Source organism: Paenibacillus hubeiensis (genome assembly GCF_032334105.1).
GTDB lineage: Bacteria > Bacillota > Bacilli > Paenibacillales > Paenibacillaceae > Paenibacillus > Paenibacillus hubeiensis.
Genome location: NZ_JAVYAE020000006.1, coordinates 296087 through 317170, shown reverse-complemented (window position 1 = coordinate 317170; position 21084 = coordinate 296087). Strand labels below are relative to the sequence as shown.

Annotated in this window: 17 protein-coding genes; 6 read left to right on the top strand and 11 right to left on the bottom strand. The window is 49.3% G+C overall.

What is annotated here, in order from left to right; translation table 11 throughout:
- Nucleotides 1-263: 263 nt before the first annotated feature.
- Nucleotides 264-1376 carry an HD-GYP domain-containing protein gene (locus RSX24_RS18325; protein WP_236413702.1) on the bottom strand — a complete coding sequence of 371 codons (1113 nt, stop codon included), beginning with the start codon at nucleotides 1374-1376 and terminating at the stop codon, nucleotides 264-266.
- 213 nt (nucleotides 1377-1589) lie between these two features.
- Nucleotides 1590-4139 (bottom strand): DNA gyrase subunit A, encoded by a 2550-nt coding sequence (gyrA, locus tag RSX24_RS18320; RefSeq protein ID WP_236413700.1) that lies wholly within the window; start codon nucleotides 4137-4139, stop codon nucleotides 1590-1592.
- Nucleotides 4140-4510: 371 nt separating this feature from the next.
- Between gyrA and RSX24_RS18315 the strand changes: the two genes are divergently transcribed.
- Nucleotides 4511-5500 (top strand): YheC/YheD family protein, encoded by a 990-nt coding sequence (locus RSX24_RS18315; RefSeq protein ID WP_343261407.1) that lies wholly within the window; start codon nucleotides 4511-4513, stop codon nucleotides 5498-5500.
- A 107-nt stretch (nucleotides 5501-5607) separates the two neighbouring features.
- On the opposite strand, the gene gyrB is transcribed toward RSX24_RS18315, so the two are convergent.
- The 9 genes from gyrB to RSX24_RS18270 form a co-directional block, all read right to left on the bottom strand.
- Nucleotides 5608-7518, bottom strand: a complete 1911-nt coding sequence (gyrB, locus tag RSX24_RS18310) for a DNA topoisomerase (ATP-hydrolyzing) subunit B (protein ID WP_236413696.1) — start codon at nucleotides 7516-7518, stop codon at nucleotides 5608-5610.
- A 96-nt stretch (nucleotides 7519-7614) separates the two neighbouring features.
- Nucleotides 7615-7863: an extracellular matrix regulator RemB gene (gene remB / locus RSX24_RS18305; RefSeq protein ID WP_017691405.1), complete on the bottom strand. Its 249-nt coding sequence runs from the start codon at nucleotides 7861-7863 to the stop codon at nucleotides 7615-7617.
- Between the two features lie 14 nt (nucleotides 7864-7877).
- Nucleotides 7878-8990, bottom strand: a complete 1113-nt coding sequence (recF, locus tag RSX24_RS18300) for a DNA replication/repair protein RecF (RefSeq protein ID WP_343261399.1) — start codon at nucleotides 8988-8990, stop codon at nucleotides 7878-7880.
- 54 nt (nucleotides 8991-9044) lie between these two features.
- A complete protein-coding gene (gene yaaA, locus RSX24_RS18295) occupies nucleotides 9045-9269 on the bottom strand; it encodes a S4 domain-containing protein YaaA (protein ID WP_343261398.1) in 225 nt (74 codons plus the stop codon).
- Nucleotides 9270-9285: 16 nt separating this feature from the next.
- Complete coding sequence (gene dnaN, locus RSX24_RS18290) at nucleotides 9286-10428, bottom strand: DNA polymerase III subunit beta (protein ID WP_236413690.1); 1143 nt, start codon at nucleotides 10426-10428, stop codon at nucleotides 9286-9288.
- 235 nt (nucleotides 10429-10663) lie between these two features.
- Complete coding sequence (dnaA, locus tag RSX24_RS18285; RefSeq protein WP_343261397.1) at nucleotides 10664-12010, bottom strand: chromosomal replication initiator protein DnaA; 1347 nt, start codon at nucleotides 12008-12010, stop codon at nucleotides 10664-10666.
- Nucleotides 12011-12650: 640 nt separating this feature from the next.
- Nucleotides 12651-14204, bottom strand: coding sequence for a gluconokinase (gntK, locus tag RSX24_RS18280; protein WP_236413688.1), 1554 nt, complete (start codon nucleotides 14202-14204; stop codon nucleotides 12651-12653).
- Between the two features lie 49 nt (nucleotides 14205-14253).
- Nucleotides 14254-15615 (bottom strand): GntP family permease, encoded by a 1362-nt coding sequence (locus tag RSX24_RS18275; protein ID WP_236413687.1) that lies wholly within the window; start codon nucleotides 15613-15615, stop codon nucleotides 14254-14256.
- A 196-nt stretch (nucleotides 15616-15811) separates the two neighbouring features.
- On the bottom strand, nucleotides 15812-16486 hold the full coding sequence (locus tag RSX24_RS18270) for a GntR family transcriptional regulator (protein WP_343261396.1): 675 nt from the start codon (nucleotides 16484-16486) through the stop codon (nucleotides 15812-15814).
- Nucleotides 16487-17108: 622 nt separating this feature from the next.
- On the opposite strand from RSX24_RS18270, the gene rpmH reads away from it, so the two are divergent.
- From rpmH to mnmE, 5 genes are all read left to right on the top strand, one after another.
- Nucleotides 17109-17243, top strand: a complete 135-nt coding sequence (gene rpmH, locus RSX24_RS18265; protein WP_019914530.1) for a 50S ribosomal protein L34 — start codon at nucleotides 17109-17111, stop codon at nucleotides 17241-17243.
- A gap of 315 nt (nucleotides 17244-17558) precedes the next feature.
- Nucleotides 17559-17909 carry a ribonuclease P protein component gene (gene rnpA / locus RSX24_RS18260; protein ID WP_236413685.1) on the top strand — a complete coding sequence of 117 codons (351 nt, stop codon included), beginning with the start codon at nucleotides 17559-17561 and terminating at the stop codon, nucleotides 17907-17909.
- Nucleotides 17910-17983: 74 nt separating this feature from the next.
- The gene (locus RSX24_RS18255; protein ID WP_236413684.1) at nucleotides 17984-18859 is read left to right on the top strand and encodes a YidC/Oxa1 family membrane protein insertase; all 876 of its coding nucleotides are present in this window, start codon (nucleotides 17984-17986) and stop codon (nucleotides 18857-18859) included.
- Complete coding sequence (jag, locus tag RSX24_RS18250) at nucleotides 18856-19557, top strand: RNA-binding cell elongation regulator Jag/EloR (protein WP_343261395.1); 702 nt, start codon at nucleotides 18856-18858, stop codon at nucleotides 19555-19557. The genes RSX24_RS18255 and jag overlap by 4 nt, the downstream gene beginning before the upstream one ends.
- Nucleotides 19558-19703: 146 nt before the next feature.
- Nucleotides 19704-21080 carry a tRNA uridine-5-carboxymethylaminomethyl(34) synthesis GTPase MnmE gene (mnmE, locus tag RSX24_RS18245; RefSeq protein WP_343261394.1) on the top strand — a complete coding sequence of 459 codons (1377 nt, stop codon included), beginning with the start codon at nucleotides 19704-19706 and terminating at the stop codon, nucleotides 21078-21080.
- Nucleotides 21081-21084: the final 4 nt, after the last annotated feature.

Below are 21084 nucleotides of genomic sequence, written 5' to 3'. Positions count from 1 at the left end.
TCACATCCGAACCAACTTTGCAAGCATTTTTTTAAGTTTCTTTTTTCGAAGCTTATTTGCTTTGCTTGCCGCACCATGTTTCTCGGTGTTTTCTTGGCCGGATTTAGAATATACCATGTACATAAATATTATGCAAGTGTTTTTTTAATAATATTTCGAATAAAATTTATGGTGGCAGCAGAAGATACATAACTTAAGCACGATAAAGAAACACACTTTATAACCTGACTAGTTTCTTCATCGTGCTTTGTCCAGGATTCAGTTCAACCAATAACCTCCTGAATATGTAGCTGCCGCTGTTGCATCAAATTAATGATGTTGCCCTCCACAGAAACCATTGGGCGCGTGGGATGATCCCGATCCGAAAATACAATTTCACCAATCTGATGGTTGCTTAGCTTTACTCTTACTCCATTATGAATTTGCGTTGAACGTTGAACCAGAACATTTACAATCGCCGGATCCAACTTACCGAACGCTTCGCTTTGGAGCTGCTCGAGCACCAAATAAGGAGACTGGGCTTTGCGGTAAACCTTCTCCAGTGTCATCGCATGGAAAATGTCCGCTATGGCAACAATCTTCGCATATACATGGATCTGGCTGCCACTCAGCTGTAGCGGATAACCCGATCCGTCCACTTTTTCATGGTGCTGGAGAGCGGCAAGCCTGACCCCTTCATTAATCGCTTTTGCCTGCTTCAGCAATTGATACCCATATTTCGTATGCTGTCGGATTTCCTCCTGTTCCGAGCTTGTCAACGTCGTTGGTTTATGCAAAATTTGAGGATCGACCTTGCTGTTTCCTATATCATGGAATAACCCTGCAAAAGCTACTTGCATCCAGTCTTTGGACGGAAGATCCATCCATTGAGCCAATTGGTAGGAGGTCATTGCACTTAACACCGCTTGGTGATATACATAATCGTGATCCATCATATTTCTCGGACTGAAGGTTAGCGGATTGTACTGCTTAATATATCCTAGCAAGGATTCCAACTGCGTACGAAGCTCATATATTGGCAATTCGGCAGCAATAGAGGCCAAAAAAGCACTTTTAGTCAAATTCACCATCTTCTCATACTCATCCTGTAAAGAAGACTGCACAGTTGAAGCTGCTCCTCCATCCGAAACTGGCCGCTCAGCATTCTTTCCGTTCAGGATTGGATCTTCTGTTTCGTTCGGGATGAAGGTCGGAGCATTTGCACCTGTTTTCGCCTGTTCGATCTCGACCTTATGTATCATGAAAGCTTTTAGCACTTCAATATCCTTTGGTAAGATGACCTTGCCTTTCGGCAACAACACGTTTCCGCGCGTAGTAAGCACGTCACTTCCCAGTTTAAAGCCTGGTTTGGCCTCAGACACGGTAATTAGTCCCATATTTATCCCCTCGTTGTTTATCTATGAATTTTGTATGACCATAGTCCCGGATCGCATGATATTCCCCATTATATTACTGAGCAAACGGGCTTGTACATCCCATATTCTAAGGATTTTCTCCGCACAGCTATGCTGCTGTACATTATCTGCCTAGATCAGAGCATAAAAGAAAAGAGCCCTTATGCAGGGCTCTTCATCCATGTTTATTCCGTTTTATGCTTCTGTATCGGAAGGATCGTTTTCCGTGTCAGCATTTGAATCTTCCATCGGGGCAGTTGCCTCGCTATCGGCATCCGTGCCCTCCAATCCTTCGAGTTCTTGCTCGTCCGGTTCTTCTTCATTTTTGTCGATTCGGCTGACGGTAGCCACCGCATCGTCTTCTTCACGAATATTGATCAGCTTCACGCCCTGGGTGTAACGCCCCATCGTGGAGATGCCATCCATGCTTGTACGAATAAGCGTGCCGCTGGATGTGATAATCATCAAGTCTTCGTCATCCTTAACCATTTTCAGGCTGACTACTTCGCCATTTTTATCGGTAACATTAATCGTCTTGATCCCTTTACCGCCCCGGGTCTGAATACGATAATCCGCAACCGGAGTCCGTTTGCCGTAACCTTTGGCAGTCACGATGAGTACGTCCAGATCATGATCGACAACGTCCATGCCGATAACGGCATCATCGCCTTCAAGCGTGATCCCTTTGACACCGGTAGCACTGCGACCCATTGAACGAACATTCTCTTCGGAGAAGCGAATCGACATTCCGTGGGCTGTCCCCATAATGATCTCCTGCTGCCCATCGGTCAGCTTCACTTCGATCAAGGCATCGTCCTCGCGCAGGGAAATACCGATCAGACCGCCTTTGCGGATATTGGTATAGTCCTCAAGCGGCGTCTTTTTCACAACCCCTTGGCGCGTGGCAAAGAACAAATATTTGTCACTTTCGAATTCCTGCACCGGAATTACCGCGTTGACTGATTCTCCCTGCTCGATCTGGATCAGGTTGATGATCGGTGTTCCACGTGCCGTACGGCCAAGTTCAGGAATTTCATAAGCTTTAAGACGGTATACTTTACCCTTATCGGTAAAGAACATCAAATAGTTATGCGAGTTGGTCACGAAAAGATGCTCCACGAAATCCGTATCCTTTGTGTCCATGCCAACCACGCCGCGTCCGCCGCGCTTCTGGCTGCGATATGTCGACGCAGGAAGACGTTTCACATAGCCCGTGTGGGTGATCGTAATGATGACCTCTTCGCGAGGAATGAGATCCTCATCCAAAATGCTTTCCTCGCCAATCGTAATCTCGGTACGGCGATCATCGGAAAAGCGCTCGCGAATCTCTTCCAGCTCTGTGCTGATGATGTCGAGAACGAGATGCTCATTCGCCAAAATTTCGCGATACTCGGCAATCTTGGCCATCAGTTCTTGGTATTCGTTCTCAATGCGTTCCCGCTCCAAACCTGTCAGACGCTGCAAACGCATGTCAAGAATCGCCTGCGCCTGGTCATGGCTGAGTCCGAAGCGTTCAATCAAACCTTCTCTTGCCGCATCGGCCGTCGCCGAAGATCGGATCAGCGCAATGATCTCATCGATATGATCAAGAGCAATGCGTAATCCTTCGAGAATGTGTGCACGGGCTTCAGCCTTCCGAAGCTCAAACTGGGTCCGTCTACGGATAACCTCAATCTGATGTTGCAGATAGTGATAGAGCACTTCGCGCAAATTCAGAATTTTCGGCTCTTTATTCACGATGGCCAGCATATTGATCCCGAAAGTCGACTGCATCGCTGTATGCTTGTACAAATTGTTAAGCACAACGTTTGGATTCACGTCGCGGCGTAGCTCGATGACGATACGCATCCCGTTACGATCCGACTCGTCCCGAAGATCGGTAATGCCGTCGATTTTTTTGTCACGCACCAGCTCGGCAATTTTCTCAACAAGTCTTGCCTTGTTGACCTGATACGGAATTTCCGTAACGACAATGCGGGCCTTGTTGTTATGTTCCTCAATGTTGGTTCTCGCCCTCATGGTCACTGATCCGCGGCCCGTTTGATAAGCTTGGCGAATACCGGAACGGCCCATGATGTAACCAGCCGTCGGGAAATCCGGCCCTTGAATGTAGTCCATCAATTCCATCGAAGTAATATCCGGGTTTTTGATCATCGCTTGTACGCCGTCAATAACCTCACCCAGATTGTGCGGAGGAATGTTGGTCGCCATACCTACGGCGATCCCCCCTACACCATTGACAAGCAAGTTTGGAAAACGGGCAGGCAGAACAACCGGCTCGTTTTCTTCGCCGTCATAGTTTGGTTGGAAGTCGATCGTATCTTTATTGATATCCTTCAGCATCTCCATCGCAATCTTGGACAGGCGTGCCTCGGTATAACGCATGGCAGCCGCCATATCGCCATCTACCGAACCAAAATTGCCGTGACCATCGACATGCATGTAGCGAAGAGAGAAATCCTGAGCCATCCGTACCATCGTTTCGTATACAGCCGAGTCTCCGTGCGGATGGTACTTACCAATGACCTCTCCGACGATTCTGGCCGACTTTTTATGCGGTTTATCGGGTGTCATGCCTAGCTCTGACATTGCGTACAAAATCCGCCGGTGCACCGGCTTCAATCCGTCACGCACATCAGGAAGCGCGCGGCTAACGATGATGCTCATCGCGTAGTCCATAAACGATTCACGCATCTCGACGCCAATATCCCGATCCTTTATCTGCGAGTTCATTTCTTCCGCCATGCTGGACCTCCTTCTTGACCTTCAACAAACGTTCCAAATCCATTCAATCACTATATGTGAAAAGCATAACAAGGCTAAAACCGCACAAAAACGCTACTCTTTATTATATTACTTTCACAAAAGTTACACAATTAAACGTCCGCTGGGTTTTAGCCTTTTTCCGGGAACTTGGGGTAGTTTGGGGGTTAGCCCTTACTTCCTCGGCATTTGTACATACAATGCTAGAAAAAGCGGCAGTTATACTGCTTCCATCAGGCATTCGCCATTCCCATTCACAAGACTAAACTGCAAATTGTGCAGCAAACCGCACAAAACGCCATATTTCTCTATTATACCATTGAAATCCTCAATTGTCCTTTGATTTCTCTGCAATTCTGCCTGCACGCGATTCTGATTACAACAGAAAGGAACGATGCCCTCTGAGTATCCAGCGCGTCTCCAGCAAATGGGCCAAGACAGCAGTTTTACGGCGTAACCATGGTATAGCCCCATATATTCCAGTCACCCGCCAATATAGTCGCCAGACCCTGGAACAAATGTTAAATTTATTTGAATCGAACTATATCAAACCCGATCGTGGCACCTATGGGAATGGAGTTATGCGAGTCAAAGCGCTTCGTACCTACCAAGTTCCTCAGGATTTCCGACATGATGCTGCTGGAGATGAAGCCGTCGGACAGTCCGAATTGTCCACAATCGAGGGAAATTCCGAAATCCTCCAAGCCCAAATCTCCGCACTCCCAACCTTTGCTTACGAGCTGCAACATGGTACGGAACAGTTTTCATATCACAGTCTGGACGATTTGGATTCGGCACTGCAAAAACGGATCAAAAACCATGATTACATCATCCAGCAAGGCATCCCCCTGCTCAAACATGAGGATTTGCCCTTCGACCTCCGGGTGCTGACGCAAAAAAACTTGAAAGGAAACTGGGAAACGACCGGTATCTTAGGCAGGGTCGCCGCCCCCGGCAAAATCATAACCAACATTCACGGCGGCGGACGCCTCGCAACCTTCGCGGAACTCGTACAACCTCACTTCACACCAAAGCGCTATCAGCAGCTTCGCAACGAACTGAATATCCTAGGGGTCCTGATTGCACGGCAACTGAGGAAGTACTACCCCGGAATCAAAGAAATCGGCGTTGATATTGCGCTGGACCCATCGGGTCAACCCTGGATTCTGGAAGTCAACACACTTCCCGGCATTTATGCATTCGGCCTTTTGCCCGACAAAGAAACCTACCGTAAGATTAAGCGTTATGCCATCGCATATGGCAGACTGCCTTCCAAAAAATCAAAGCCAGCCCGCCAAATACGCCAGCTAAAAACAAGTGCCGCTAAGTCCAAAAAACAGTGACTGTCTGCTCTATTGCACGCCACCACCGGATTATATGACCACAAAGTGAAAGGGGCGCCATCAGGCGCCCCATATCCTTGTCATTAAGCCGTTCGCAATCAACGAAATTAAATGTCCAAGTTTTTAACGTATTTTGCATTTTCCTGAATGAAATCGCGTCGTGGTTCGACATTATCGCCCATCAGCGTATCAAACATGGCGTCAGCAAGCATCGCATCATTGATGGATACTTGAAGCATCGTCCGGCTCTCAGGGTCCATCGTCGTTTCCCACAGCTGCTCTGCGTTCATTTCGCCCAAACCTTTATAACGCTGGACGTTGACTTTCACGTTCTCGCCGAAGCTTGCAATGATCTCATCACGTTCCTTCTCGGAACCTGCGTAGCGAATGACCTTGTTACGTTCGATTTTGAACAAAGGCGGTTGGGCAATGTATACATAGCCCGCTTCGATAATCTTGCGCATATAGCGGTACAGGAATGTCAACAATAGTGTCCGGATATGCGCACCGTCGACATCGGCATCGGTCATCAGAATGATTTTGTGATAACGTGCTTTGGAAATATCGAAATCGTCGCCGATTCCTGTCCCCATTGCCGTTATGATGGCCCGAATCTCTGCATTGCCCAAAATCCGGTCAAGGCGCGCCTTTTCGACGTTCAGGATCTTACCGCGCAATGGCAGGATGGCCTGAAAATGACGATCCCGGCCTTGTTTGGCCGATCCGCCCGCCGAATCCCCTTCGACGATGTACAGTTCGCTGATGGAAGCATCCTTGGAGGAGCAATCCGCCAGCTTCCCTGGCAAGGAGCTTACCTCAAGCGCTCCCTTGCGCCGGGTCAGCTCACGCGCTTTGCGCGCAGCTTCTCGAGCGCGTGCAGCCTGCAGACCTTTTTCCAGGATTCTGCGGGATACAGAAGGGTTTTCTTCCAGGAACTCCTGCAGCTTCTCCGAGAAGAGGGATTCAACGACACCGCGCACTTCGCTATTGCCCAATTTGGTTTTCGTTTGTCCCTCAAATTGCGGTTCAGGGATTTTGACCGAAATGATGGCAGTCAGGCCCTCACGTACGTCATCGCCCGACAGGTTGCTCGCGCTGTCCTTGATAACGCCTGTTTTGCGTGCATAGTCATTAATGATCCGGGTAAGGGCGCTCTTGAATCCGGATTCGTGTGTTCCACCTTCATGAGTGTTGATGTTGTTGGCAAAAGAATAAATGTTCTCGGTATAGTTGTCGTTGTATTGCAACGCCACCTCTACCTGGATATTATCGCGTGAGCCTTCAACGTAAATCGGATTCTCGTGAAGCACTTCCCGCTTCTGGTTGAGGAAAGATACGTACTCGATGATTCCGCCCTCATACAGGAATGAGTTGGTTGCCCCCGTGCGCTCATCGGTGAGCGTAAGACCGATTCCCTTGTTCAAGAAAGCAAGCTCCCGAATACGAGTCAGCAGCGTTTCATAGTCGTATACGGTCGTTTCCGTAAAAATTTCCGGGTCTGGATGGAACGTAACCGTCGTTCCCGTCTCATCCGTCGTGCCGATGACTTTCAGATCGTACTGCGGCGCACCGCGGCGATATTCCTGCTGGTGGATATGACCGTCACGCTTAACGGTCACGACCACTTTCTCGGACAGGGCATTAACGACCGATACCCCTACACCGTGCAGACCGCCCGATACCTTATAACCGCCGCCGCCGAATTTACCGCCAGCGTGAAGTACGGTCATGACGACTTCAAGCGCAGGGCGTTTCATTTTGGCATGCTCACCGACCGGAATTCCGCGCCCGTTATCCACGACGGTAACGCTGTTATCTTCATGAATCGTCACTTCGATATGGTCACAGTATCCTGCAAGTGCTTCGTCAATACTATTGTCCACTACTTCCCACACCAAATGATGCAGACCTTTGGCGCTGGTAGAACCGATGTACATCCCCGGACGCTTCCGTACGGCTTCCAGTCCCTCAAGGACCTGAATTTCATTCGCATCATATGACGGTTGATTCATAGACATGCCTTTCACCTACTTCTATAGATTCAATATCCTAAATATGCGTTAAACATAATAAAACCAAGGAACGGGAGGCAACGCTCGTGTTGCTTGCACATGTCATAGGTCCGGAAAGATGTGCGCCCGCTTCTTGAGCGTAGCAGATGAAATCGGCGAGTAGTACACAATGTTTTTGGTTACCACGATGGACTTGGCTTCCTCTTCGCCGATGTGTTCCACCGTTTTTTCCTGCTCTGCATGCGTAACATATTGCTTGGAAATCTTTGAGGATTTTTCAATCGATATATCAAAAATAGCAACCAGCTCGGAAGAACGGATAATTTTCTCGCCGCCCAGATGAATGTACATGGCACCCTCACTCCCTAGCGTTCAACCTGTCCGGCATGAACGTGATAAATACTGGCATCCTTGAGCTTGTCAACGTTCAGGCTCTCGACTCCGGTAGCCGTAATAAAGGTCTGCACCTTGCTCTGGAACGTCTCGATCAACTGCGTCTGGCGAAAAGGATCCAGCTCGGACAGCACGTCGTCCAACAGCAGGACGGGGTACTCTCCGATTTCTTCATGGATCAGTTCGATTTCTGCAAGTTTAAGGGACAATGCGGTTGTGCGCTGTTGTCCCTGCGAACCATATGTTTGCACTTCCCGATCGTTAATGAAAAAGGACAGGTCATCCCGATGCGGGCCACTCAGCGTAGTCCCCCGGCGAATCTCCTGCTCTTTCATTTGTGATAATTTTATCATAAATTGGTCCATTAAAACAGCTTCATCTTCCTCGGCGGCTTCGCCGAATGATGGCACATATGCCAGTTTTAACACTTCTCCGCCGCCGGTGATGCCTTGATGAATCGTTTCGGCCCACTTTTGCAGTTTCTTTATGAATTGTTTCCTTTTTTTGACGATTTTAACACCGTGCTCGGCCAACTGCTCGTTCCAGATGTCCAACATCGTCTGGGCGGAAGCGCCCTGGCCCCACAGCTGTTTAAGCAGATTGTTCCGCTGCACGAGCACCTTCTGGTACTGCTGCAGATGATAGAGGTAACCCGGTGCCACTTGTCCGATCTCCATGTCAAGAAACCGGCGGCGAACCCCCGGTGTTCCTTTGACGATCTCCAGATCCTCGGGAGCAAACATCACCACATTGAGCGCCCCGATAAAATCGCTAAGCTTGCGCTGCTCCAGGCCGTTGATCTTCGCCTTCTTGCCTTGTTGGGACAGCGACAGTTCCAGTTGGACCCCGCCATACTTTTTGTCAACCTCAGCAAACAAGCGGGCACGTTCTTCCCCGAAACGGATCAGCTCCTTATCCCGGGACGTGCGATGGCTTTTGGTAAGGGCCAAGACAAATATAGCCTCGGCCATATTCGTCTTGCCTTGGGCATTTTGCCCGATCAGCAGGTTCACCGGACCGAACGAATCCAGTCTCAGATGCTCGTAATTGCGGAACTGCTGCAGATCTATGCTTTTGACAAACACGCGTTACCCTCCCTTGTGATTCCGTTCATCAGGAGGCATCAGGAGCACATCGTTTTATTCCGCGGCAACCTCGAAAGTGCCTTCTCCGTCCACCTCAACGATATCCCCAGGGTATAACTTCCGTCCCCGGCGCTCCTCCGGCTCATTGTTCACACTCACAAGCCCTTCCTGAAGCAACGCTTTGGCCATACCTCCGGTCGGGACGCAGTCAGCGAGTTTCAGAAACTGGTCAAGCTTGATATATTCCGTACGGTCTGTACGAATGGTCACTCGTTTCAAAGGAATCTTCCTTTCGTTAGTTCGTCGTACGGTAAGGCAGAATGACATACAAGCTATGGCTGTCATCCATCGGTTTGAGGATAATCGGGCTCATGACGCCGGTAAAAGCTATCATCAGCTGCTCGCTTTCCACAACCTTCAGTACGTCGAGCATATATTTGGAGTTGAACGAAATTTTGAGCGGATCGCCGGTGAATTCGGCTGGCTCGATCTCTTCCCTTACTTTCCCCAGCTCGGAGGAGCTGGAAGAAATCTCGATCGATCCGTTCTCCATCGTCTGCATGCGCACAATATTCGTTTTCTCCTCGCGGGACAGCAAATATGCGCGGTCGATCGACTCGCTCAATTTTTTTGTATCGAGAACAAGTTCTGTTTTGTACGAAGTCGGAATAATTCTAGAAGTATCGGGATATGTTCCGTCCAGAATGCGGGAATAGAACAACACCCGGTCGATTTTGAACAGGACCTGGTTATCAGCGACAACGATATCCACAAGCGTGTTTTGGTCCGGCACGATTTTGCTCAGCTCGTTCAGCGTTTTTCCCGAAATAACGACATTGCTGAAACGAACGCCTTCTGCATTATCCAACATTGCCGATCTGGTGGCAAGACGGTGGCGGTCGGTTGCCACAAATTTCAACTCGTTATCCGCCAGGCTCCAAAGCACCCCTGTAAGAATAGGCGTGGTTTCATGAGTGGAAATGGAGAATACCGTTTGCTTGATCATGTTTTTCAACAAATCGCCGGGAATCGATACGGTTTGATTCTCCTCGATGCTTGGCAATACAGGGAATTCTTCCGGATCAAGGCCGACCAGTTGGATTTCGGTAGCTCCGGCTGAAATAAACGTATTGAAGTTTTCCTTGACCTCCATGTGAACTTCCTGCGAAGGCAGCTTTTTGATGATCTCGACAAAAAACTTGGCAGGCAGCACGACGCTTCCTTGCTGCTCGACTTGAACTACGCTGCGATCTCCATCCTCAAGAGGGATGAAGGATTGGATCGAAATATCAGTGTCGCTTGCCGTCAACGTGACGCCTTGATGATTTACGTCGAATTTGATCCCGCTCAGGATCGGAATCGTTGTACGGCTGGAGATCGCTTTGGATACATGCTGTATGGACTCGTTCAAATAGCTTTTCATTATGCTGATTTTCATGGTTTCACTCCTGACGGATTTTTTGGGTGTGTGCATTAGGTGGTCAAGTGATGGGCTACGGTTATTCAAAAGGCCGATAGGCCTGTTTCGACTTGTCTGTTTAGGAGAAGATATATTTTAAATCTTTTTAGTATTAATAGTAATAGGGGCACTGAATATGTGGATAAGTGTGTTAAAACCCATAAAATTAAGCCTATCCACATGTGTACACGTTGTGCATAGGCTTTGGACTTGTTCAGGTTGGGTTCTTAATTTTTTCGGTTAAGTTGTTGATAACTTTATAGAGCTCCTGATCGCTTTTAATGGATTGGGAGATTTTCTCGTGCGCATGAATGACAGTGGTATGGTCCCTTCCTCCAAAAGCCTCGCCAATTTTCGGCAGCGAAAAATCGGTCAATTCGCGGGAGAGATACATGGCGATTTGTCTCGGAAAGGCAACGGCCTTGGTTCGCTTCCGCGCTTTAAAATCTTCGAGCTTCAGGTTGTAGTATTCCCCGACCTTTTGTTGGATGTCTTGAATAGTGATCATTTTAGGACGGCTGGATGGAATAATGTCTTTCAAGGCTTCGGCAGCAAGATGGGACGTGACATCCTGGTTTGTCAGCGATGAGTAGGCTACGACCCGGATCAAAGCCCCTTCCAACTCGCGGATGTTCGTGTCAATTTGGTTGGCGATGTACATCATCGCTTCATTCGGGATATCCAGGTTTTCCGCGCGGGCCTTCTTGCGCAGGATAGCGATCCGCGTTTCCAGATCCGGAGGCTGGATGTCCGTAATCAGACCCCATTCAAATCGGGAGCGAAGGCGCTCCTCCAATGTCGGAATTTCCTTTGGCGGTCTGTCGCTGGAGATGATAATCTGTTTCCGCTCCTCATACAGCGCGTTGAACGTATGGAAAAATTCCTCTTGAGTCGATTCTTTTCCCGCCAAAAATTGAATATCGTCTATAAGCAGGATGTCCACGTTACGATATTTGTTGCGGAAGCTTTCCCCGCGATTGTCGCGGATGGAATTGATAAATTCGTTGGTGAATTTCTCGGATGACAAATAAACCACTTTGCTGCTTGGGTCATGTTCTAGAACATAGTGTCCGATCGCATGCATCAAGTGCGTTTTGCCCAATCCAACGCCTCCATAAAGGAAGAGGGGATTATAGGCCTTGGCGGGCGCTTCAGCGACCGCCAGCGATGCGGCATGGGCAAACCGGTTGCCTGGTCCGATGACAAAAGTGTCGAATGTATATTTGGGGTTAAGCATGCTAAGCACAGCTTCCTCTTGTACAACGGTAGGTGTTGGTGCAGGAAGCTGCGGATCCGGTTCAGCCGGCTTGTTCTCTTCGATGACAAATTTCACGTCGACTTGTTTGCCGAGCAATTCGTATACTGTCGAGCCGACCAATTTGGTGTAACGACTCTCCAGCCATTCGACGGCAAACGTTGTTGGCGCGGAAATGACGATGGTCTGGTCCGTCAGCTTGGTTGCTTTGGTGGCCTTGAACCAGGTATCGAAGCTTGGTTTGCTGAGCTTGCTTTGTATGATTGATAAGATTTGCTGCCATAAGTCGGAAGTATGGCTGTCCACAGACTGTCACTCCTTTTACATGTTACAAGTGTGGCTTAAGCCATGTTGCAGTGTCGAAATACGAGAAATAATGTTGCATTTATCCCCAAACTCCCGCAAGCCGAAAACAAAAAAAGAATGAACAACGGAAAATTGTTCACAACTTTATCCACAGGTTGTTGATAATATTATGGTTCAGATCACATATTCACATCCAAAAGTAATACAATCATAGCAAAAGAAGCCCGGCATTTCAATGTATCGCGAGATTTTATCCACAAATTCAATAACTTGTGTATAATTTTTAATCACAACACTATATATTGTTTATAATTTGTTTAATTTTCGACATGAAGCCCTAAAAATCTAAATGTGATTATTCACAGGTTATCCGGCGGAATTTGGCGAGTGTGCGTAAATGGGGCTTCTATTTTGTGAATAACTTTATTGTGGATAAACAGAGGCACAAAAGATGTCCTTTGATGTTGAATGGGATTTTTAAAGTGAACTCTTTTGTCGTCGACGGAGTGCATCATTGCGTCATGCCAGGCCAGATGCTCAACACGGATGTGGCCTGGCACGTTGATATGGAGGAAAAAAAGCAGCACCGCGGACCAACGGTCCGCGGTGCTGCCTTTTAGCTTATTAAGAGGGAGGAGTCCTACTTGGATTCCTTCAGAACAGAGTGTTTGCGCTGGAATTCTGCAATATCGGCATATTCCTCCTCCAGTTTGCGCGAAATGCGGATAAAAAGAGGGAGAAGCTCGCGATAAATAGCTGCATTTTCCGGCACAGGGCTATGTCTGTGCGTTGTGCCTACCATGGAGGCGACGACATCAAGCGACTTCGCACGGCCAGTTGCGTAAAGACCGAGAACCACGGCGCCGAGGCAGGAGCTTTCGAAACTTTCGGGCACCACGACTTCCTGATTGAAGATGTCGGACATCATTTGCCGCCAGAGCGGGGAACGGGCAAATCCGCCGGTAGCCTGAATGGAGGAGGGGTGCCCGATCTGTTCTTCCATAGCGAGCAGCACGGTATACAGGTTGAAAATAACCCCTTCCAACACAGCGCGGATCATATGCTCCTTCTGGTGATGAAGGGTGAGCCCGAAGAAGGAACCTCGTGCATTCGGATTCCACAGGGGGGCACGCTCGCCCGAAAGGTACGGATGGAACAGCAGCCCTTCCGATCCTGGGCTGACACGTTCGGCGATGCGGGTTAACACGTCATACGAATTGATGCCGAGACGTTTCGCCGTTTCTACTTCCGAAGCGGCAAACTCGTCCCGTACCCAGCGAAACAGCATGCCGCCGTTGTTCACGGGACCACCTACAACCCACAGGTTATCGGTCAGGGCATAACAGAAGGTACGGCCTTTCGGATCGGTGACAGGGCGATTGACGACGGTGCGGATCGCGCCGCTGGTGCCGATCGTGGCTGCCACGACTCCGGGCTCGATGGCATTGACGCCGAGATTGGACAGCACGCCGTCACTTGCTCCGACGACGAAAGGAGTAGAGAGGGAGAGTCCCGTTTTTTCAGCCCACTCCGGATGCATTCCCTCTATAGTATGTGTTGTTGGTACGAGGCGGGACAGACGATCCGGAGTGATTCCGGCCAGCTCAAGCGCCTCTGCGTCCCAATCCAGCTGTTCCAGGTTCAGCAGACCTGTGCAGGATGCGATGGAGTAGTCCACGATATATGAAGAAAATAAACGGAAAAACAAATATTCCTTAATGGAAATGAATTTGGCGGCACGTTGGAACAGCTCTGGTTCGTCGTGGCGAAGCCACATCAGCTTGGTCAGCGGTGACATGGGATGAATTGGCGTACCTGTACGACGATAGATACGATGGCCTACGCCATTCTCCTGCAGTTTGCTGGACCAAGCAGCACTCCGGTTGTCTGCCCAGGTGATACAGTTGGTAATCGGTTTGTCATCCTTGTCCATCGCTATCAAGCTATGCATGGCTGAACTGCAAGATACGAACAGAATCTCATTTGCGGAGACTCCGCTTTCGTCCATGACCCCGCGAATGGAACGGACGGCAGCTTGTACGATTTGTTCCGGATCTTGCTCGGCTACGTCAGGCGCGGGCGTATACAGCGGGTATTCTTGTGTGCACGTACTAACAACGGCACCTTGCTCCGTAAACAATACCGATTTGGTGCTGGTGGTGCCGATGTCGATTCCGATCATATAGTTACTCATGATTTAAACCTCTTTTCCCCTAAAAATAAAACGAATCTGAGCAGGTGCTTTACAGCACCGTACTCAGAATCAAGATAAAGATCAAGCCTACAACAGATAATAGTGTTTCCATAACGGTCCACGTCTTGAGGGTCTGCGCAACGCTCATGTTGAAAAATTCCTTGATCATCCAGAAGCCGGCATCATTCACATGAGACAGGACGAGGGAACCGGCACCTGTAGCGAGCACGACCAGCTCAATGCTTGCACCTGGCGTGAGCGCCAGAACCGGGGCTACAATGCCCGCGGCAGTCGTCATGGCAACCGTGGCCGAACCGGTGGCTACGCGTATGAGGGCTGCAACCAGCCAGGCGAACAAGATGACATTGATGTGGGCATGCGTGGCCACTTCAGCAATGGCATTGCCCACACCGCTGTTGATCAGTACTTGTTTGAACGCGCCGCCGCCACCGATGATTAAAATGATGGTAGCTGTCGGAGCCAGACATTCGCTGGTGAACCGGGAAATGTCGTGTTTATTGAACCCGCGTGCGAATCCGAGGGAGAACAGCGCGAACACGACGGAAATAAGCAACGCGATGACCTCATGGCCGATAAATTCACAGAAAACCGTGAAGGAGCTAGTACCCTCAGGGTCCACAATGTTCGCAATCGACCCGATCAGCATCAGAATAACAGGCAGAAGGATTGTAAACAGGGTGATCCCGAACCCAGGCAATCGGTCGGTTTTGCTGGTGGAAAATTGCTCGGCCAGTTCGGTCGGCGGTTCCAGTTGAATACGTTTGCCGATGAACTTCCCGAACAAGGGACCGGCGATAATGGCCGTCGGAATGCCGACGATCAGGGAGTACAAAATCGTTTTGCCCAGGTCTGCCTTGAACGCGTCAATCGCGATCATTGGAGCGGGATGGGGTGGAACGAGACCATGTACGGTCGAAAGTCCGGCCAGAATCGGAATGCCGATCTGAAGCAGGGACATGCCGGTTTTTCGGGCAACCGTGAAAATGATCGGAATAAGCAGAATAACCCCGACTTCAAAGAACACCGGGATGCCGACGATAAAACCAACGATCATCATCGCCCAGTGTACCCGCTTCACCCCGAAGCGGTCGACAAGCGTCGTTGCTATGCGTTCGGCACCGCCGGACTCTGCCATCATTTTGCCCAGCATGGTGCCGAGCGCGATAACGATGGCGATCGTTCCGAGCGTGCCGCCCAATCCGCCGGTAATGGATGAAATCACGTCAGCCGGTTTCATGCCGGCAAGCAAGCCAAGCATCAGGGCCGACAGCATCAACGTTATAAACGGGTTCCATTTGTATTTGGAGATCAGCACGATCAGGAATACGATCGCAATCAATGTCCATACCAACAAGGTGGCATTATGGGATAGACCAAAAAGAGTACTCATGGTGTATGCTCCTTTTTATGTTTATATAACGCTTACAATGGACCCCGAGGATGAATGGAAATCGCATTGTGTATACTTGTCGACAAGTAAATGTCCAACCATTCCCCTGCAGAATGATTGTGGCCGCCCGTAAAAGCAACGTTATGCTTACGGGGACCTTCGTGTGCCGTTTAAAGGAAGCGCGATACATCGCCGATCATGACTCAAAGCTTTCGTGAAGCGTCTTGCCCGAATCTTTGAAGTAGGCGCGGACCCCGGCTTGAATCTGTTCTTTATCCCCCGATTCAAGTGCCTTGAGGAGCAGGCGATGCTTATGAATGACATCGCTTATTTTTTGTTCGCCCTGAGCGAAAACCCTGCGGGTCGTAAGCAGCATCACCGTCATGACGACGTATCGGATGCTTTTCCATAAATGGGAGATCCGGGTGTGCTTGGCCGCTTCAATGATCGCCTCGTGAAAAGTCAGATCCTGATGGGCAAACTCAATGGCGTCCCTGTGCCGTCCGGCAAGTTCCATTTTGTCAATCGTATTGCGAAGCTGCGTCAGCAGTTGTACGGGTACATTGTTCGCCAACCGTTGCTGCACAAAGCTCTCGATCAAAAAACGGACGTCATATAGCTCTTCAACATCGCTGATTTTCAAACCGAGCACAACCACGCCCATACGCTCCAGTCGAATCAAGCCTTCATTCGACAGTGTACGCAATGCTTCGCGCACTGGAGAACGGCTGCTTTCATAATCAGCGGCAATCCGGTTTTCCGACAATGTTTCACCGGGGCGGAGTTCCCCGCTGATGATGCGCAACCTCAATTCGCAGGCAATCGCTTCCCCGCGGGAAGCTCCCTGCAGCCAGGAAGAAGGAAACTGCATAATGGCTAACGCTCCTATAATATAATCAGTTCTTGAGTACACGAGACAGACTTCCACTTGCAGGCAGTCCGAATGCGTCCATACTGATCATAACACAACCGGAGGACCGCTGACTTTTTGAAGCGATCTTGGCACGAAAGACATTTTACGACATCGATAAGTATACTTGTATACAAGCTCATTATTTATGCTACACCTTTCGCAAAAGCTTGTAAACCTGAACATTAAAGCGAATACATTAAATTTCAAGCTTCTACGATAGCATAACCAGTTCAATCCCGGAAAATTACAGATCATCAAAAAATACGGCAGAATATTGAAGCAAAAAGAAAAGAAGCTGGACAAAAGATTATCCACATGTGTATAACCAGGCCGAAGGGAATGAAGCTGATCCGTTCCGCGGGTGTGGATAAATCGAATCGGATTGGAGAATACGGTCCTGCTCATAGGCTGGGGATAACTTTTTGCGAGAGGATCATTCTATATTTTTGAAAAAGAGGAAGAGGGGATACGTTTTCAGTTGACTTTTGCATGGGGACGTGGTTAAATATATAAAGGTGTTTTCTGTGAAGATGAAAATGATTCATCACATAAGTATTTCCTTGTAAGGAGGTGCAATACATTGAGACCTACATTCAAACCGAACGTAAGCAAGCGTAAAAAAGTTCATGGTTTCCGTAAAAGAATGAGCACAAAAAACGGACGTAAAGTTCTGGCTGCACGTCGCCTGAAAGGCCGTAAAGTCCTGAGTGCTTAATGCATGAGAAGACCACTTCGGTGGTCTTTTTTTTCATTACAAAGCTAAACCGATTTTCATGCAATGCACGACAAGATAACGGGAAACTTCCTTATATATATCAAGAGCATAAGCAGCCGGAGTCAGCAGCCAACCAAAGATTGCGAGAGACGCAGCTTTAGGCGCAGGCGTGTATGATCAGGCATCGGTGCGACGTACTTTTTCATATATAACAAGTTGTGCTCCGGCGGTTTACCGCCACGCAAGAAAGCCTATACTAAATCAGTAATGGAGCCCCGTCAAGTTGGACGGTGGAGAATAGCAAGGAGAAGCGCCGTGTACAAAAGACTGCGTTTACGAAACCGGGCGGATTTTAACCGCGTATACCGGTATGGAAAATCGTTCGCCAATCATCAATTCGTAGTGTATGGCTGCCGCCGTAAAGATACCGAACAATTCCGGGTCGGAGTGTCCTGCAGCAAAAAAATCGGGAATGCTGTCGTTCGCAACCGAATGAGACGCATGGTGAAGGAAATTGTCAGACGGCACGAGCAGGAAATCGTGACCCAGATGGATCTGATTTTCATCGTGCGAAAGGGAGCCTTGGCCATGTCTTATCAGGAGATGGAAAAAAGCGTGCTGCATGTCTTGCGCAAGGGCAGCCTCTTGAAGTCAAGCAAGCGATAGTATTCGGTTTATTTGTCCTCCTGAATATGGTATGATTTACGGTGGAATGGAATGGTTAAGAGAGGGGTTATGAAGTGTCGCGATTGAAGACATCAAAGGGGAAGTGGATTCTCCTTATTGCAGTCATTGCAATGGTCGCCGTACTCGCCGGATGTACTCCGCAAGGGAGCGGTGTAACAACGGAAGACTTGAGGAACAGTGAATCTTTCTGGCAAAGCAATGTAGTGTATTGGTTCTCATTGGCGCTCGATACATTTGCCAACTGGTTTAACGGTGAATATGGACTGGCCGTCCTTGTGATGGTGCTTATCGTACGGACATTGATCCTGCCGCTGACGATGAAACAGGTTCGCAGTTCCAAGGCCATGCAGGCAATTCAGCCGCAATTGAAAGAAATTCAAGCAAAGTATAAAGATACACCTGAGAAGGTTCAGCAGGAAACGATGCGACTGTTTCAGGAAAACAAGGTTAATCCGATGGCAGGCTGTCTGCCGCTTCTGATTCAGATGCCGATTTACATCGCACTTTATAACTCGATTTACGGCAACTCCAGTCTGAGAACGCATGATTTCTTATGGCTGCAGCTCGGAGCGCCGGACCACTTGTTCATCTTGCCGATTCTGGCAGCGATCACGACTTGGGTCCAAACCTGGATGATGATGCGCATGAATCCGGCCCAGCAGGTTGGACCGATGCAATTCATGTTATGGGTATATCCGATCCTGATTTTTGTCATGTCCTACCAGTTCCCTTCGGCATTGCCGTTGTACTGGTTCTACAGCAATATCTACACCATCGTGCAAAACTTCTTCCTTTACCGGAATAACGACAAAGCCGTAGCCGAGGTGAACGTGAAGCAGAGCAGCTCCAACAACGGGGCTAAACGCAAAAATGGCGGCAAGGCAACCGTCTCTGGCAAACGGTCGAAAGGGGCCAAAAAATCGAAATGACCAAAGTCATTACGTCAGGAAAAACCATTGAAGATGCTGTAAACCAAGGATTGGCCGAACTCGGCGTGAGCAGGGACAAGGTCGAGATACAAGTGTTAGAACAGCCGTCAAAAGGATTCCTGGGCTTGATCGGGGTGAAACCGGCCAAGGTTGAAGTCAGGCTGCTGCCTGTTCCCGAGGCACCACCACAGCCGAGCGAGCCAGTCGTGAATGCTCCCCGCGCGGATGTAACGCCTGAGGACGTCGCGGCGAAAAATCCCTATGAGGAAGCGGCTGCTTTTTTGAAGGAAGTCGCAGCAGGTATGGGACTTAGCGTTGAGGTCAGCATCAAGAAACAGTGGGATGGACACCTGTTCAACATTGCCGGGGAAGACCTTGGCATGATTATTGGAAGACGTGGACAAACGCTGGATGCCCTTCAATATTTAACGAACATTGTTGCCAATCGTTATTCGGAGAGCTTCGTGCGCATTGTGCTGGATGCGGAAAACTTCCGCCAGCGCAGACGTAAAACGCTGGAAGATCTGGCTGAGCGTCTTGCTGGACAAGCCATTCGGACCGGCAAGGAAGTCATGCTGGAGCCGATGCCGCCGCTCGAGCGCAAGGTGATTCACGCGAAGCTGCAAAACCACCCGCAGATCAAGACGTACAGCAAGGGTGAAGAGCCGAATCGGCGTGTGGTCATTACGACGAAATAACATGACATTGAGGATGCAATGGCTTCCTGCCCGGTGCAGAAGCCATTGCTTTTTTCGTACTAATAAGCTTTTGCATTTACGTATAAAACGAAATTCCATGGCGTCCTGTGGGACGAAATTTGAAATAGATCAAGGAGAGATGAGCAATGATCAGCGATACGATCACAGCGATATCAACGGCTCTGGGCGAAGCAGGCATAGCGGTCATTCGCGTGAGCGGCCCGGACTCGGTTACGGAGACGGAGAAGATTTTTCGGAGTAAAACGCCTTTGTCTCAGGCAGACTCTCATACCGTACATTATGGTCACATTATCGATCCGGCCAGTGGCGAAAAGGTGGAGGAAGTGCTGGTTACCGTCATGCGGGCACCGCGTTCCTTTACGACAGAGGATGTCGTGGAGATCAGCGCCCATGGCGGCATCGTGTCGGTCAAACGGGTCATGGACCTGCTGCTGCAGCTGGACATTCGTCTGGCCGAACCCGGCGAATTCACGAAGCGGGCTTTCCTGAATGGACGGATCGACCTTTCGCAAGCGGAAGGGGTTATGGACCTGATTCGTTCCAAGTCCGATCGCGCTTTCTCGGTCGCTTTGAAACAAGTCGAAGGCAAGCTGTCGACAAAAATCAGGGATCTTAGACATACGTTGGTGGAGACACTAGCCCATATCGAAGTGAATATCGATTATCCGGAGCATGATGTCGAATCTCTGACGGCCGACTTTATCAAGGAAAAATCCAGTCTGGTCATCAATGAAATTGATCAATTGCTTGCAACGGCCGAACAAGGGAAAATACTGCGTGAAGGCATTACGACCGCCATTGTCGGGCGGCCGAACGTGGGCAAGTCCTCTCTGCTGAATGCGCTGGCTCAGGATAATCGCGCGATCGTCACCGACATTCCGGGAACGACCCGCGATGTCATCGAGGAATATGTGACAATCAACAATATCCCGCTAAAGCTTCTGGATACGGCGGGGATCCGTGAGACAATGGATGTCGTTGAACAGATTGGAGTCGAGCGCTCACGTTCTGCGGTGAATGAGGCGGATCTGCTGCTGATGGTCGTCAATGCGGCGGAGTCGCTGCATCAGGATGAGATCGAATTGCTGGAACAAATCCGCGGTAGACAATCCATTGTCATTATGAATAAAATGGACTTGGCGCCTCAGGTAGAGCGAGATGTGCTGCTCCGTTACATTCCGGAGGAACGGCTTGTGCCGATGTCGGTCAAAGATGATCTGGGCGTGGATCGTTTGGAAGAAGCGATCTCTACCTTGTTCTTCAGCGGCAAGCTGGAGTCTTCGGATTTGACGTATGTGAGCAATGTGCGGCATATCGCCCTGCTCAAAAAGGCGAAACAATCGCTGATCGATGCTTTCGAAGCCGCCGAACAGTTGATTCCGATCGACATGATCCAGATCGATGTGCGTCTGGCATGGGAACAGCTTGGCGAAATCGTGGGCGATACGGCGCATGACGCGCTGATTGATCAGATTTTTTCCCAGTTCTGTCTGGGCAAGTAAGGGT